Here is a 15549-nt window from a genome sequence, read left to right as displayed (position 1 = left end):
ACGGTTTGGTGCATAATTGAACCGTTTTTAAAGCTTACTAAATGAAAAAGTTAATTTTGGTTTTTATGTTTATCTCGGTGGTGTGTTCGGCACAGCAGGATTCTCAATTTACGCAATACATGTACAATACGATTGAAATCAATCCGGCTTATGCGGGTTCTCGTGGTGTATTAAGCGTTTTTGGGTTGTATCGTACACAGTGGGTGGGTCTGGACGGAGCGCCCGAAACCAGTACGTTTTCGATAAACACGCCTCTAAATAACAGTAAATTGGGTTTGGGAGTTTCTTTAGTAAACGATAAAATCGGACCTACGAATGAAAATACGCTATCGGCCGATTTGTCTTATAGTATTCCGACTTCCGAATCGTTTAAGCTTTCTTTCGGAATAAAAGGAACCGCAAATCTTTTCAATCTGGACGTAAGCAAATTAAGTTTTGAAGATCAGAACGATCCGCAATTTCAGGATTTAAGCAACAAAATTACGCCAAACGTCGGAGCAGGAATCTATTGGCATTCCGATAAAATGTATGTAGGATTGTCCGTCCCGAATTTTTTAGAAACCAATCGTTATGACGATAATGATACCGCTATTTTTAAAGAGAAAATAAACTACTACCTGATGGCTGGTTATGTGTTTAATTTAGATCGTCTGGAATATATCAAATTTAAACCGGCAATATTGGCAAAAATGGTAGAAGGAGCCCCGCTGCAGGTAGATGTTTCGGGTAATTTTATGTTTAATGATAAGTTTGTGGTTGGCGTTGCCTATCGCTGGAGTGCATCGGTAAGTGCAATGGCCGGTTTTCAGGTGACGAAAGGCATGTATATAGGATATGGGTACGATCATGAAACTACCCAGTTGAGAAAATACAATTCCGGATCGCATGAGATTTTTCTTCGTTTTGACTTTTTTAATAATTACAATAAAATTACCTCACCAAGATTCTTTTAATTGATTTAAATATGAAAATTAAAAACGTACTTTATTTCTTTTTGTTTTTCTGCTTTTCATTCCATGCAATTGCTCAGACTGCCAGTATAAAAAAGGCTGACAAAAAGTATGACAGTTATGCTTACGCTGATGCCGTAAAAGCGTATGAAAAGTTAATTAAAAAAGGCTATAAAGAGGAGAAGATATTGCAAAGACTTGCCAATTCGTATTATTTTATCGGAGATTTACAACAAGCTTTACAATATTACGACGAGTTATTTCTATTGAACGATAACCAGGAAGCAGATTATATCTTCCGATATTCCCAATGTTTAAAATCAGACGGAAATTATACCAAATCAGATCAGGTTTTAGAAAAATTCAGCCAGAGAATGCCTTTGGATCAGAGAGCGATTTTATTTAGCAGAAACAGAAATTATTTAGAAGATATTAAAACCAATTCAGGCCGTTTTGAAATTGCCGATGCCGGAATTAATTCGAAAGATTCTGATTACGGAAGCACGGTTTTAAATGATAAATTAGTCTTTACCTCCGCCAGAGATACCGGTTCGATCGTAAAGAAAAGTTTTAAGTGGACGAATAAATCAATTTCGACTTTATACGCAGTAGAAATGATGCCTGACGGCAGTATTGGAGAAACCATGTTTTTTCACAAAAAGAATTTAAGTACCAATTTAAATCAGTCCACTCCCGTTTTTACAAAAGACGGAAGAACCATGTATTTCACCCGAAATAATTCTGTAAACGGAAAAAGAAGAGAAAACGAAAACAAAGTTTCCTTTTTAAAACTTTACAAAGCCTCTCTTGTCAATGAAGAGTGGATCAATGTTGAAGAACTTCCTTTTAATAGCGATCAATATAGTGTGGCGCATCCCGCACTAAGTGTTGATGAAAAAACATTGTATTTTACATCAGATATGCCGGGAACTCTCGGTCAGTCGGATTTATTTAAGGTAAGTATTCTGGCCAACGGAACTTTTGGCAAGCCCGAAAATTTAGGTTCGGAAATCAACACCGAAGGAAGAGAAACATTTCCGTTTGTCTCGGCTGATAATGAACTTTATTTTGCCAGCGACGGCCGTCCGGGTCTTGGAGGACTGGATGTGTTTGTTTCCAGAATAAATAAAGAAGGGACTTTCGAAGAAGTTCAAAACGTTGGAGAACCCATAAACAGTAGGCAGGACGATTTTGCTTTTGTCATAAACAGTAAAAACAGAAACGGATTTTTTTCCTCCAACAGAGAAGGCGGTCACGGATTGGATGATGTGTATCGCTTTACCGAAATTCGAAAACTGATCTGTGAGCAGGAATTATCAGGTACGATTACAGATGCCGAAACGAAAGAAAATCTTCCGGGAGTAGCTTTGATTTTGTTCGATGAAACGCGTCAGAATTCTCTGGAAGCGGTTTCGGATCAGAATGGAAATTATGTTTTTCCGAATGTAAAATGCGGTAAAAAGTATTTTATCAAAACATCCAAAACCGATTATGAGATCAAGGAAGCTCCGATAAGCATAAAAAAAGCATCCGGAAAAACCATCTTTATGATTGCGCTGGAAAAGAAAGCCAAACCTATAGTTGCCAAAACGATCGAAGTTAAAAAAATCAAGATCAATGCCGTAACACTCAAGCCTATCGCGGTTGGAACAGATTTGGCAAAATTACTGAATATCCCGATGAACTTTTTCGATTTAGGAAAAGCCACGATCAAAAAAACATCAGAACCGCAGTTGCAGAAACTGGTAGATGTGCTGAAACAATATCCGACCATAAAGCTCGATATTCGTTCGCATACCGACAGCCGACAATCGGCTTCGAATAATATGATCCTTTCCGAAAAAAGAGCACAATCGACCAAAGACTGGCTCATTCAGAAAGGAATTGACGACAGCCGACTGGCTCCAAAAGGATTCGGGGAAACGCAATTGGTCAACAAATGTGCCGACGGTGTAAAATGTACCGAAAAGCAGCATCAGCAAAACAGACGAAGCGAATTTATTATTACGAATTTATAATTTCATTTTTATTTATTTAAATCCCTTTTCTAAATTTTAGAAAAGGGATTTTTTAGTTATAGCCTGAATGCATTCCGCGCGTTTAGTTCGTCTAGTTTGTCATTTCGACCGAAGGGAGAAATCACACCAGAAACTCCGTAACAAAAGTCAAAAATCTACAAAGTGTTTATAAGTTAAATTCGCCCTGCTTGTCATTTCGACGAAGGAGAAATCACACCAGAAACTCCGTAACAAAAGTCAAAAATCTTTGTCGAATTACGTGTGTGATTTCTCCCTTCGGTCGAAATGACACAAATGCTGAAAAAGAGGAATAGTGCGGCAATAGAATAAAACTTTTTCAATATTTATTAAGGAGTGTTTTAAGAATCTGCAAGGCACATTTTATTAATTTCATCGAATACCTCAAATTCATCCAAAGGAAACATTTCCAACACCATTTCTAAAATCAGCATCACATTAATAGAAGAGTATTGGTCTGTCTCCGAAATTTTATGCTCTTGTTGTTCCAATGCCAAAATGCACATTTTTAGCATATTGGTGATGGTAGAGCCAAGCTCGTAATAATTCGATAACTTAATTTGAGCAGTATAATAACTTCTTGTCTTATCAGCATACGGTTTTTGAGGGTTGAAATACGGAGCAATTAATTTTTTAAGATTTTCTAATTTTTTAATTTCATTTTTTTCCATGATAGTTTTTTTATAGATTATAATTAATTTTTTGTTTTTATATTATTAATTATTTGAAGGTTTAGTATTACAAATATAGTATTATATTCTTAACACGTCATATATGTCGTGTTGTTTTTTTCCACAGTTTAATAGATTTGGTTTGTGGAAAAAAATAGATATGAGTCAGAGATTGTCAGATTAGGTTTGCTGATCAGGGAACTCAGAATAAAAGAAAAAATTACACAAGCACAGTTATCAACATTATGTAATGTTGATGTACGAACTATTCAGCGAATTGAAAAAGGAAAACAAAATATTACAATTAGTTTACTTTTTACAATAGCTGATGCATTGAAAATAAATCCAAGTATATTATTAAGTAAAATATTTTCTGAAAATCACTAGCTTATTTTGAAATTAAAACAAGTGGATAAGTCAGAAGAATTAAAGCGGTTAGGTGCTCGTATTAAAGAGCTGAGGAATTCCAAAGGGTTGTCACAAGCTAAATTGGGATTATTGATACTTAAAGACCAACAATCGATCAATAAAGTTGAAGCAGGTGAGTTCAATCCTACTTATCTTTATCTTCTTGTATTATGTAAAGGTTTAGAAATATCAATAGGAGAATTACTTGATTTTAAATAAATCTCATAACATACACTTACCCAAAAAGACTTTTCTAAATTTTAGAAAGGTCTTTTTTAGTTATAGCCTGAACCCATTCTTCGCCTTACATTCGTCTAGTTTGTCATTTCGACGAAGGAGAAATCTTCACAAGTAACTCTACAAAGTATTTCCAAGCTTTGTAGAATTTTGTCGCGAAGATTTCTCCTTCGTCGAAATGACAAATTGGGTTGGATTTTCTTGCAGTAAAAAAAAATGCAGCAATAAGACGAATCTAAAGTTAAAAAACTTAATTTTTCACAAAAAAGCTTTATAAAAGTTTTCTTTCATTATGGTATAATTTTTAAAACTTGAAATTTAATGTATTATATTTAAAATGAATATGTTAAGTTTTAAAAAATCGATTTCGTTGTCGTGTGTATGCAATTTTTTTTAACTTTATAGAACTAAAATTTTTCAGATATGACTGTAGATCAAATACTAAACGCAAAAGGGAAAAATGTTTATTCGGTACGCTCCACCACAACGGTTTATCAAGCACTGAAAGTAATGGGAGAAAAAAACATAGGAGCAATTCTGGTTATAGACGGATCCGATTTAAAAGGAATATTATCCGAAAGAGATTATGCCCGAAAAATTGTTCTGAAAGACAAATCTTCAAAAGAAACATTTGTACATGAAATTATGGAAAGCACGGTTTTCTCGGTAAAACTTTCCAATAATATCGAAGACTGCATGGAACTCATGAGCACCAAACGTATCCGACATTTACCGGTTTTAGAAAACGGAATCGTCGTTGGAATCATCTCCATAAGTGATGTGGTGAAGGCCATTATCGAAATTCAAAAAGATACCATTCATCATCTCAATTCTTATATTTCACAGTAAGTAAAATTCAAAAAATAAGCCTTAAAAAATAGTCCGGATTCTGCCGGACTATTTTTTTTTGAGGGCTGTCCTTGTTATTTTAACAAAAGAAAGCAACAAAAACATGCCATTTTAAGTGAAGACTTATATCTTTGTAAGCTAGAATAAAAGCTAAAAACAATGAGTAAAGACAGTAAAAGAGAAGAGGCATTATTATACCATTCAAAGCCTACTCCGGGAAAAATTCAGGTAGTTCCAACAAAGAAATATGCAACACAAAGAGACTTATCTTTGGCATACTCTCCGGGAGTTGCAGAGCCATGTTTAGAAATTGCAAAAAATATTGACGACGTATATAAATATACAGCAAAAGGAAACCTGGTTGCTGTAATTTCAAACGGTACAGCTGTTTTAGGACTTGGAGATATTGGTCCTGAAGCTTCAAAACCCGTAATGGAAGGAAAAGGTTTGTTGTTTAAAATATTCTCTGATATTGATGTTTTTGATATCGAAATCGGAACGAAGGATATTGAAGAATTTATCCAGACGGTAAAAAATATTGCCCCGACTTTTGGAGGAATCAATCTGGAAGATATTAAAGCGCCTGAATCTTTTGAAATCGAAAGAAGACTGGTAGAAGAATTAGATATTCCGGTAATGCACGATGATCAGCATGGTACGGCCATTATTTCTTCGGCAGCTTTAATCAACGCATTAGAACTGGCAGGAAAAAAACCGGAAGATGTTAAAGTGGTAGTTTCCGGTGCAGGTTCGGCTGCAATCGCATGTACGGACTTATATGTTTTACTGGGCGTAAAAGTAGAGAATATTAAAATGTTTAACAGTAAAGGACTTTTAACGAAAGACAATCCTTCACTATCAGAACTGCAATTGAAATATGCGGTAGACGGTGCTAAGATTGAATTATCAGAAGCCATAAAAGGAGCTGATGTTTTCATCGGATTATCGTCAGGAGATATTCTTTTGCCGGAAATGTTACTAAGTATGAATGACAATCCGATTGTTTTTGCGATGGCAAATCCAAATCCGGAAATCGATTATAATTTAGCTACAGAAACCCGTAAAGATGTTATTATGGCTACAGGCCGTTCTGACTTTCCTAACCAGGTAAATAACGTTTTAGGTTTTCCTTATATTTTTAGGGGAGCATTAGACGTAAGAGCTACAAAAATCAACGAAGCGATGAAAATGGCTGCTGTAAAAGCATTGGCTATTTTAGCAAAAGAACCCGTTCCGGAGCAGGTAAATGTAGCTTACGGAGCAACAAAATTAGGTTTCGGAAGAGATTATATCATTCCAAAACCATTCGATCCAAGGTTGATTACGATTGTAGCACCAGCGGTTGCAAAAGCAGCAATGGAATCTGGAGTGGCCAAAAATCCTATTACAGACTGGGCAGCCTATGAAGATGTGCTTCGCGAACGTATGGGGAACGATAATAAAATGGTTCGTCTGATGACTAACCGTGCGAAAATGGATCCAAAACGAATTGTTTTTGCAGAGGCAGATCAGTTGAATGTCTTAAAAGCAGCTCAGATTGTTTATGAGGACGGAATTGGTTTTCCAATTTTATTAGGAAATAAAGATGTCATCTTAGAGCTGAAAGCCGAATTGGGCTTTGATGCTGAACTGGAAATTATTGATCCTAAAACAAACGAAGAAGAAGGAAGAAGAAACAGATTTGCCACTTCGTACTGGGAAACCAGAGACAGAAGAGGTGTTTCGCTGCTTGATGCGCAAAAATTCATGCGCGAAAGAAACTACTTTGCCGCAATGATGGTAAACGAAGGTGAAGCAGATGCTTTGGTTACAGGTCATACCAGAAGTTACCCAAGTGTGGTAAAACCAATGTTACAATTAATTGAAAAAGCGTACGGAGCTTCACTGGTTGCAACAGCAAACATGATGCTGACTTCCCGTGGGCCAATGTTTTTATCCGATACAGCAATCAATATTAATCCGTCTGCAGAAGATTTGGTTAATATCGCAATTATGACGGCAAAAACAGCCAAAATGTTTGGTGTTGAGCCTGTTATCGCAATGGTTTCATTCTCAAATTTCGGTTCTTCTACAAGTCCTGGAGCTTCAAAAGTAAGAGAAGCAGTAGCGTATTTGCATAAAAATCATCCCGATCTAATTGTCGATGGAGAAATCCAGGCCGATTTTGCCCTGAACCAGGAGATGCTTGCAGAGAAATTTCCATTCTCTAAATTAGCCGGTAAAAAGGTAAATACCCTGATTTTTCCAAACTTAGAATCAGCGAATATTACGTATAAATTATTAAAAGAATTGTACAAAGTAAATTCAATTGGTCCGATTATGATGGGAATGGGTAAACCGGTCCACATTTTCCAATTAGGAGCAAGTGTTGAAGAGATGGTTAATATGGCTGCTATTGCGGTTATTGATGCTCAGGAAAAAGAAAGTAAAAAAAATAAATTAGCTAAATAGTATATAAAATAAGGAAGGGACAATATTGTCTTATTTTTATTATATTTGACGGTAACAAATTATACTATGATAGCACATTTGCAGGGGAAATTAGTAGAAAAAAACCCCACAGAAGTTGTAATTGATTGCGGGGGAGTGGGTTACCATATCAATATATCCCTGCACACCTTTTCGTTACTTCCCAAAACAGATTTTATAAAATTGTATACGCATCTTCTAATTAAAGAAGATGCGCATACTTTATTTGGTTTTGTAGAAAAATCAGAAAGAGAAATATTCAGAATGCTTCTGTCGGTTTCCGGCATAGGAGCCAACATTGCGAGAACAATGTTATCGTCTATAGAACCAAGACAAATTATAAACGCCATTGCCTCTGGAGATGTAGTCGCTATTCAGTCTATAAAAGGAATAGGAAACAAAACAGCACAGAGAGTTATACTTGATTTAAAAGAAAAAGTGTTAAAGTTATACGATTTAGATGAAGTTTCAGTAGTTCAGAACAATACAAACCGAGATGAAGCGTTATCTGCTTTGGAGGTTTTAGGTTTTGTTCGTAAAACGTCAGAAAAAGTAGTCGAAAAAATCGTAAAAGAAGATCCGGAGGCAACTGTCGAAACGATCATTAAAAAAGCATTAAAAAGCTTATAAACTCAATTTATATAAACGAATTGTATGCGTAAAATTTGTATTTTTTTACTGGTTTTATTTTGCGGTAATGTTTTGCGGGCGCAAGTAAATCCAGCAGTTCAAGATACAACAAAAACTCAGTATTCCTTAGGGGCACTAGAGTTGGAAAACCCACCCAGTATACTTTCGGCTTATAAATACGATCCTGTTACAGACCGGTATATTTATACGAAGTCGGTAGATGGTTTTTCTATCGATTATCCTATTGTTTTAACACCTAAAGAATATGAAGCTTTAGTGCTGAAAGAATCCAGAAGAGATTATTTCAGAAAAAAATCAGATGCAATTGACGGTAAAAAATTAGGAAGTGAAGCCGCCAAAAAAGATTTGCTCCCGAGGTATTATATTAATTCAAGTCTTTTCGAAAGTATCTTTGGAAGCAATACCATTGACGTAAAGCCCACAGGATCTGTTGAAATGGATTTAGGAATTCGTTATACCAAGCAGGACAATCCGTCTTTCTCTCCCAGAAACCGATCTAATCTGACTTTTGATTTTGATCAGCGAATCAGTATGAGTCTGATGGGGAAAGTGGGTACCCGGTTAGAGGTAAATGCCAATTATGATACCCAGTCAACGTTTGCTTTTCAGAATTTATTTAAACTGGCCTACACCCCTTCTGAAGATGATATCATTCAGAAAGTAGAGGTGGGTAATGTCAGTATGCCGCTTAACAGTACCTTAATCAGAGGGGCTCAAAGTTTATTTGGGGTAAAAACCCAATTGCAATTTGGAAAGACGACTATTACCGGAGTTTTTTCAGAACAGAAGTCTCAGACCAAAAGTATAGTTGCAGAAGGTGGCGGTACCGTTCAGAATTTTGACCTGTATGCTTTAGACTATGATAATGACCGACATTTCTTCCTTTCGCAATACTTCAGAAACAAATACGATGCTTCGTTAAGGAAATATCCTTTTATAGACAGTCGTGTTCAGATTACAAGACTGGAAGTTTGGGTAACGAACAAACAGAACCGGGTAAGCACAACCGGTAATAACTTAAGAAACATTATTGCACTTCAGGATTTAGGGGAAGCCCAAATTACCGGAATTCCTGATAATGAAGTCGTGGTTATAAATCCTACTACAGGTTTTTTTGTTGCAGGCATCGATTCACCGACTGATAATAAGAATAACAAATACGATCCGGCAACAATAGGTACCGGTGGTTTTCTGAATCAAAATATTAGAGAAATCGTAACGGCAAAAAACGGATTTACTTCTGTAACAGCCAGTGAAGGAACCGATTATTCTGTACTTGAAAACGCCCGAAAATTAACCAGCAACGAATATACATTTAATCCGCAATTAGGATATATTTCCCTGCAACAGCGTTTGGCAAACGATGAAATTTTAGCAGTAGCTTTCGAATACACGGTTGGAGATAAAATATACCAGGTAGGAGAGTTTGGTAGTGATGGTGTTGACGGAACGGTAGTAAATGGTAATAACACTTCGAATCAGACTATTATCACGCAAAGTTTAATTTTGAAAATGCTGAAAAGCAGTTTGACAAACGTAAACAATCCGGTTTGGGATTTGATGATGAAAAACGTGTATCAGATTCCTCAGGCTTACCAGATAAAACCGGATGACTTCAGACTGAATATTCTTTATACAGATCCGTCTCCAATCAATTATATTACTGCTGTTCCCGGAAGTAATTTTCCGGATGATAATCCTGCTAATCCTGATCCGAATAATTATTATATTACAAAAACACCATTATTGAATGTGTTTAACTTAGACCAGTTAAATTACAACAATGATCCGCAAAAGGGTGGTGATGGATTCTTCGATTATATTCCCGGTATAACCGTTGATGCCCAAAACGGACGAATTATTTTTACAACCAAAGAACCTTTTGGAGAGCTTTTGTTTAAGAAATTACAAACGGGTGGTGTAGAAGATTATAATAACACGACTACCTACAACGTAAATCAGCAGAAATACGTGTTTAGAAACATGTATAAAAGTACACAGTCCGGCGCTTTGCAGGATAGTGATAAAAATAAGTTCTTATTACGCGGAAAATACAAATCTTCAGGAAATAACGGTATACCCATTGGCGCCTTTAATGTTCCGCAGGGATCTGTTGTAGTAACGGCAGCCGGAAGGGTGCTGGTAGAAGGAATTGACTATAGTGTCGATTATCAATTAGGAAGAGTTCAGATTCTGGATCCTTCGCTTCAGGCATCCAATACGCCAATTGAAGTTTCTTTAGAAAACAATTCCATTTTCGGACAGCAAACCCGAAGATTTATGGGGTTGAATGTAGAACATAAAATCTCTGATAATTTTGTTGTGGGCGGGACTTTCCTGAAAATGACAGAAAGGCCTTTTACCCAAAAATCAAGTTATGGTCAGGAATCCGTAAACAATACGATTTTCGGTTTTAACGGAAACTATGCAACCGAAGTTCCTTTTTTGACCCGATTGGCAAACAAACTGCCGAATATCGATACAGACGTTCCTTCTAATCTTTCGATACGCGGTGAAGTTGCTTTTTTAAAACCAGATGCTCCAAAAGCAAGTGATTTTGAAGGAGAAGCAACCATTTATGTGGATGATTTTGAAGGCTCGCAATCTACAATCGATATGCGTTCTGCTTATGCGTGGAGTTTAGCCTCAACACCATTTATAAATTCGATAAACGACGCTACGTTTAATGCGAATTCCAATACACTAAGTTATGGACATAAAAGGGCAAAACTGGCATGGTACACCATAGATCCGGTTTTCTTTTCTTCAAAACCGTCCGGAATTTCAAATGATGATTTATCTTTAAATACCACAAGAAGGGTTTACAGTAAAGAACTGTACCCCAATACCGATATTGCGCAGGGTCAGATTCAGGTTATTAACACACTTGATTTAAGTTATTACCCATCTGAAAGAGGACCTTATAATAATAATCAAAATTTTAATACAGAGCCGGCAACGTCCAATTTTGGAGGTATAATGCGATCTCTAAATTCAACCAATTTTGAGCAGGGCAATGTAGAGTATGTACAATTCTGGGTACTGGATCCTTATGTGGGTGCGGGTCAGGCACAACAAAATAACACGGGAAAAATCTACTTTAACCTAGGTGAAGTTTCCGAAGATGTCTTAAAAGACGGAAGAAAACAATACGAAAACGGATTAGGTCCGGATCAGGTAAAGGTCAATCCGCAACCGCTTTGGGGAGACGTTCCGGCTTCGCAATCGTTGATTTATGCATTCGATACCAATGCGGATAATCGTAAAAATCAGGATGTTGGTTTGGATGGTTTGCCGGATGCCAGTGAAGGTGCGATTTATAATAATTACGCCGGAGAAGAAGATCCTGCAGCAGACAACTATAAATATTACTTAAATACAGAAGGAGGCGTACAGGAGCGCTATAAAAGATATAATGGTGTTGATGGTAACTCTGCCGTTAGTATAGACGACCCGAATAGGGGTGCGACTACTTTACCGGATGTAGAAGATATCAATCGGGATAACACGATGAATACAATCAATGCGTATTATGAATATAGCATTGATATCAAACCCGGAATGGCTATAGGTCAAAACTACATTACAGATATTCGTGACGTGAGTAATATTGAATTGCCAAACGGAAGTACAACAACTGCCAGATGGATCCAGTTTAAAATCCCGGTTTCCCAACCTCAAAATACGATTGGGAATATTACAGATTTCAGATCGATAAGATTCATGCGTATGTTCATGACTGGTTTTAATGAACAGATGACCGTACGTTTTGGAGCATTGGATTTGGTAAGAGGCGAGTGGAGAAGATATACAGGAACACTTGATGCAAATGATACGGATCTTACGAATGACAACACAGATTTTGATGTGCTGGCCGTCAATGTTCAGGAGAATGATACAAAATTACCTGTAAATTATGTAGCCCCTCCCGGTGTACAAAGAGAACAATTGTACAATAATAATACGGTGATCAATCAGAACGAACAATCATTGGCTTTACGAGTTTCCGGTGGCGGATTGGAATATAAGGATTCAAGAGCTGTTTTTAAAAATGTAAGTGTTGATATGCGTCAGTACAAAAAACTGAAAATGTTTTTGCACGCAGAATCATTGCCGAATGAGACTGAATTGCAGGATGATGAAATGGCAGCATTTATTCGTTTTGGAAATGACTTTACACAAAACTATTATCAGATCGAAATTCCTTTAAAAGTAACCAGACCGGAAGGCTCAGGCAGGGTAAGCGCTGAGAAGGTCTGGCCGGAAGAAAATGATATTGATCTGGCACTTGACTTGTTAACCAAAATGAAAATTAAAGCCATGCCTCTTGATATTAATTCTGATAAAAGAGATATTAATGGTGTGTATTACCCGGATGATGATGCATCAGCAGAAGGAGGTGATGGAGACAGCAGATTGAGATTAGGGATAAAAGGAAATCCTAATTTTGGTTTGGTGCGAACCCTGATGATTGGAGTAAAAAGCAGGGAAGAGCGTCGGGATGTTAAAGGTGAAGTCTGGTTTAACGAACTTCGTATGGCCGATTTAGAGAATAAAGGCGGAATGGCCGCAATACTGAGCGTTGATACCAATATGGCTGATTTTGCAACCATTTCTGCAACGGGACGTAAAAGTACAATTGGTTTCGGATCACTTGAAGAAGGTGCAAACGAAAGAGACAGAGAAGACATTCAGCAATATAATATTGTAACCAATTGGAATTTAGGGAAATTATTACCTCCGAAATGGGGAATCAATCTGCCATTTAATTATGCGATTGGAGAAGAAGTAATTACACCTGAATATGATCCTTTTAATCAGGATATAAAATTAGAACAGCTGCTGAGAGAAACGACTGATGAGAATGAGAAAGAGAATATCAGAACCCGTGCCGTTGATTATACAAAACGAAAAAGCATCAACTTTATCGGAGTAAGAAAAGACAGGGCTCCCGAGCAAAAACAACATGTATATGATGTTGAAAATTTCACCTTTTCACAATCCTACAATCAGGTAGAACGTCACGATTATGAAGTGGCTGATTATAACGACGAACAATCGAATACAGCAGTAAATTATGCCTATACTTTTCAGCCTAAAGAAGTAGTTCCGTTTAAGAAAACCCAATTCATGAAAAAAAGTGAATATTGGAAAATATTAAGTGATTTCAATGTCAATTATCTGCCGTCTAACGTGACCTTTAATACGAATATCATAAGACAAAGTAATCGTCAGCAATTTAGGGATGTAGATGTTGCAGGAATCGAAATTGATCCGCTTTACAGAAGAAATTTTGCGTTCAATTATCAGTATGGTTTTGGTTATAACCTGACAAAATCATTAAAGCTGAATTACACGGCGGCCTCCAATAATATTGTTAGAAACTTTCTAAACGACGATAACTCACCAAAAGAAGATTTTAATATCTGGGATGATTACTGGGATATCGGAACACCGAATCAGCACGTGCAGCAATTGATATTGAATTATGATATTCCGATCAATAAAATTCCGGTTTTAAGTTTTGTGAAAGCAAATTATTCTTATACGGCAGATTACAGCTGGCAGCGTTCATCAACAGCTTTTTCTCAATATGTGGAGGAAAATCCGGATGGATCATCAACGGAATATAATCTGGGAAATACAATTCAGAATGCCAATTCAAATACATTAACGACAACCTTTAATATGGGCATGTTGTACAAGTATTTAGGTTTGACACCGGGAGGTAAAAAACCGGCAAAACCTAAAACAGCAGCACCGCCAAAACCCGGAGAGAAAATTGTAAATACGGCAAAACCGGTTACGGCCAGCAGACCCTTTTATGACGGCCTGATTGGAGTTTTGACCAGTGTTAAAAATATTCAGGTGAATTATACGGTAAATAACGGAACTGTATTACCCGGATACACGCCGGGCGTTGGTTTCTTTGGAACGTCAAGACCAACATTAGGTTTTGTTTTCGGAAGTCAGGATGATGTGCGTTTTGAAGCCGCTAAAAATGGCTGGCTGACCGATTATCAGGAGTTCAACCAGAACTTTACACAAGTAACCAACAAGACTCTGAAAGTAACCGCCAATGTCGATTTGTTTCCTGATTTCAAGATTGATCTGGCGATGGACAGATCGTATTCTGAAAATTCTTCAGAACAATATAGTGTTGATCAGGACGATCTTGAATACAAACCGCTGTCGCGCTACACGTACGGAATGTTCTCTATTTCAACAATGTTAATTGGAACGTCTTTTTCTACCAGTAACGAAACACAATCTGCTGCATTCGATGATTTTAGAAACAATCGTCTGATAATTGCGAACAGACTGGCTGAAGACCATTACGGGTCAGGGAATCCAATACCGAGATATGATGTTAATGATGTTCCGGCGCCGCCAGTAAATCCGGCAGATGAGGATCCGTTTAAAAAACAAAGGGAGTTGTATGCCTCTAATCAGGGATATCCGATAGGTTTCGGAAAAAGTAATCAGGCCGTATTATTGCCTGCATTTTTAGCGGCTTACTCCGGAAAAGATGCCTCAAATTCCTCAACGGATATTTTCAGAAGTTTTCCAATTCCAAACTGGAGCATTAAGTACAATGGACTGATGCGCTATAAATACTTTAAAGATAAATTCAAACGTTTCTCTTTACAGCATAATTACAGGGCTTCCTATACAATCAATCAGTTTAGGTCCAATTTTGATTATTATGAAAAACCGGAAGGACAGGATATAAATGGCAATTTCTTTAATAAAACGATCATGTCAAATGTCAATTTGGTAGAGCAGTTCAGTCCGCTTATCAGAGTAGATTTTGAATTGAAAAGTTCTTTGAGAGTACTGACGGAAATCAAAAAAGACAGAGCGCTATCCATGAGTTTTGACAATAATTTATTGACAGAAGTAAAAGGGATGGAATATATAATAGGGCTGGGATACCGCTTTAAAGATGTTATTTTCTCGACAAGACTTGCCGATAATCCGACAGGAATTATTAAGAGTGATATCAATATAAAAGCAGATTTCTCTTTAAGGAACAACGAAACATTAGTGCGCTATCTGGATTATGACAACAATCAGCTGGCTGCCGGACAAAATATCTGGTCGCTGAAAATGACAGCGGATTATGCGTTTAGTAAAAACTTAACAGCCATATTCTATTACGATCATTCGTTCTCGAAAGCCGTAATTTCAACCTCATTTCCATTAACTAATATTCGGTCCGGATTTACACTTCGATATAATTTCGGAAATTAATTTTGAGTTTCTAAAGGAGATTTC

9 protein-coding genes are annotated in these 15549 nt (G+C 36.9%); 8 read left to right on the top strand and 1 reads right to left on the bottom strand.

The window, feature by feature from the left end; genetic code table 11:
• Positions 1-41: 41 nt before the first annotated feature.
• Both HAV12_RS20680 and HAV12_RS20675 read left to right on the top strand, forming a co-directional pair.
• On the top strand, positions 42-953 hold the full coding sequence (locus HAV12_RS20680; RefSeq protein WP_171571272.1) for a type IX secretion system membrane protein PorP/SprF: 912 nt from the start codon (positions 42-44) through the stop codon (positions 951-953).
• Positions 954-964: 11 nt separating this feature from the next.
• The gene (locus HAV12_RS20675; RefSeq protein ID WP_171571271.1) at positions 965-2968 is read left to right on the top strand and encodes an OmpA family protein; all 2004 of its coding nucleotides are present in this window, start codon (positions 965-967) and stop codon (positions 2966-2968) included.
• A gap of 359 nt (positions 2969-3327) precedes the next feature.
• Here HAV12_RS20675 and HAV12_RS20670 read toward each other — a convergent pair whose 3' ends face one another.
• Positions 3328-3657, bottom strand: a complete 330-nt coding sequence (locus HAV12_RS20670) for a hypothetical protein (protein WP_171571270.1) — start codon at positions 3655-3657, stop codon at positions 3328-3330.
• Positions 3658-3801: 144 nt separating this feature from the next.
• On the opposite strand from HAV12_RS20670, the gene HAV12_RS20665 reads away from it, so the two are divergent.
• From HAV12_RS20665 to sprA, 6 genes are all read left to right on the top strand, one after another.
• Positions 3802-4044 carry a helix-turn-helix domain-containing protein gene (locus tag HAV12_RS20665; RefSeq protein ID WP_197984820.1) on the top strand — a complete coding sequence of 81 codons (243 nt, stop codon included), beginning with the start codon at positions 3802-3804 and terminating at the stop codon, positions 4042-4044.
• A gap of 6 nt (positions 4045-4050) precedes the next feature.
• Positions 4051-4284, top strand: a complete 234-nt coding sequence (locus HAV12_RS20660; RefSeq protein WP_240345204.1) for a helix-turn-helix domain-containing protein — start codon at positions 4051-4053, stop codon at positions 4282-4284.
• A gap of 441 nt (positions 4285-4725) precedes the next feature.
• Positions 4726-5151, top strand: coding sequence for a CBS domain-containing protein (locus HAV12_RS20655; protein WP_171571268.1), 426 nt, complete (start codon positions 4726-4728; stop codon positions 5149-5151).
• Between the two features lie 159 nt (positions 5152-5310).
• Positions 5311-7602: an NADP-dependent malic enzyme gene (locus tag HAV12_RS20650; protein ID WP_171571267.1), complete on the top strand. Its 2292-nt coding sequence runs from the start codon at positions 5311-5313 to the stop codon at positions 7600-7602.
• 66 nt (positions 7603-7668) lie between these two features.
• Complete coding sequence (gene ruvA / locus HAV12_RS20645; protein ID WP_171571266.1) at positions 7669-8250, top strand: Holliday junction branch migration protein RuvA; 582 nt, start codon at positions 7669-7671, stop codon at positions 8248-8250.
• Between the two features lie 24 nt (positions 8251-8274).
• Positions 8275-15525 (top strand): cell surface protein SprA, encoded by a 7251-nt coding sequence (sprA, locus tag HAV12_RS20640; RefSeq protein WP_171571265.1) that lies wholly within the window; start codon positions 8275-8277, stop codon positions 15523-15525.
• Positions 15526-15549: the final 24 nt, after the last annotated feature.

Source organism: Flavobacterium sp. CLA17, assembly GCF_013112255.2.
Classification (GTDB): Bacteria; Bacteroidota; Bacteroidia; order Flavobacteriales; family Flavobacteriaceae; genus Flavobacterium; species Flavobacterium circumlabens.
This window is presented reverse-complemented; position numbering and strand designations above follow the sequence as displayed.

Excerpts from the sequence above, each read along its gene's own strand:
- HAV12_RS20680 (WP_171571272.1), top strand. The coding sequence starts at position 42 with ATGAAAAAGTTAATTTTGGTTTTTATGTTTATCTCGGTGGTGTGTTCG.
- HAV12_RS20675 (WP_171571271.1), top strand. The coding sequence starts at position 965 with ATGAAAATTAAAAACGTACTTTATTTCTTTTTGTTTTTCTGCTTTTCA.
- HAV12_RS20670 (WP_171571270.1), bottom strand. The coding sequence starts at position 3,657 with ATGGAAAAAAATGAAATTAAAAAATTAGAAAATCTTAAAAAATTAATT.
- HAV12_RS20655 (WP_171571268.1), top strand. The coding sequence starts at position 4,726 with ATGACTGTAGATCAAATACTAAACGCAAAAGGGAAAAATGTTTATTCG.
- HAV12_RS20650 (WP_171571267.1), top strand. The coding sequence starts at position 5,311 with ATGAGTAAAGACAGTAAAAGAGAAGAGGCATTATTATACCATTCAAAG.
- ruvA (WP_171571266.1), top strand. The coding sequence starts at position 7,669 with ATGATAGCACATTTGCAGGGGAAATTAGTAGAAAAAAACCCCACAGAA.
- sprA (WP_171571265.1), top strand. The coding sequence starts at position 8,275 with ATGCGTAAAATTTGTATTTTTTTACTGGTTTTATTTTGCGGTAATGTT.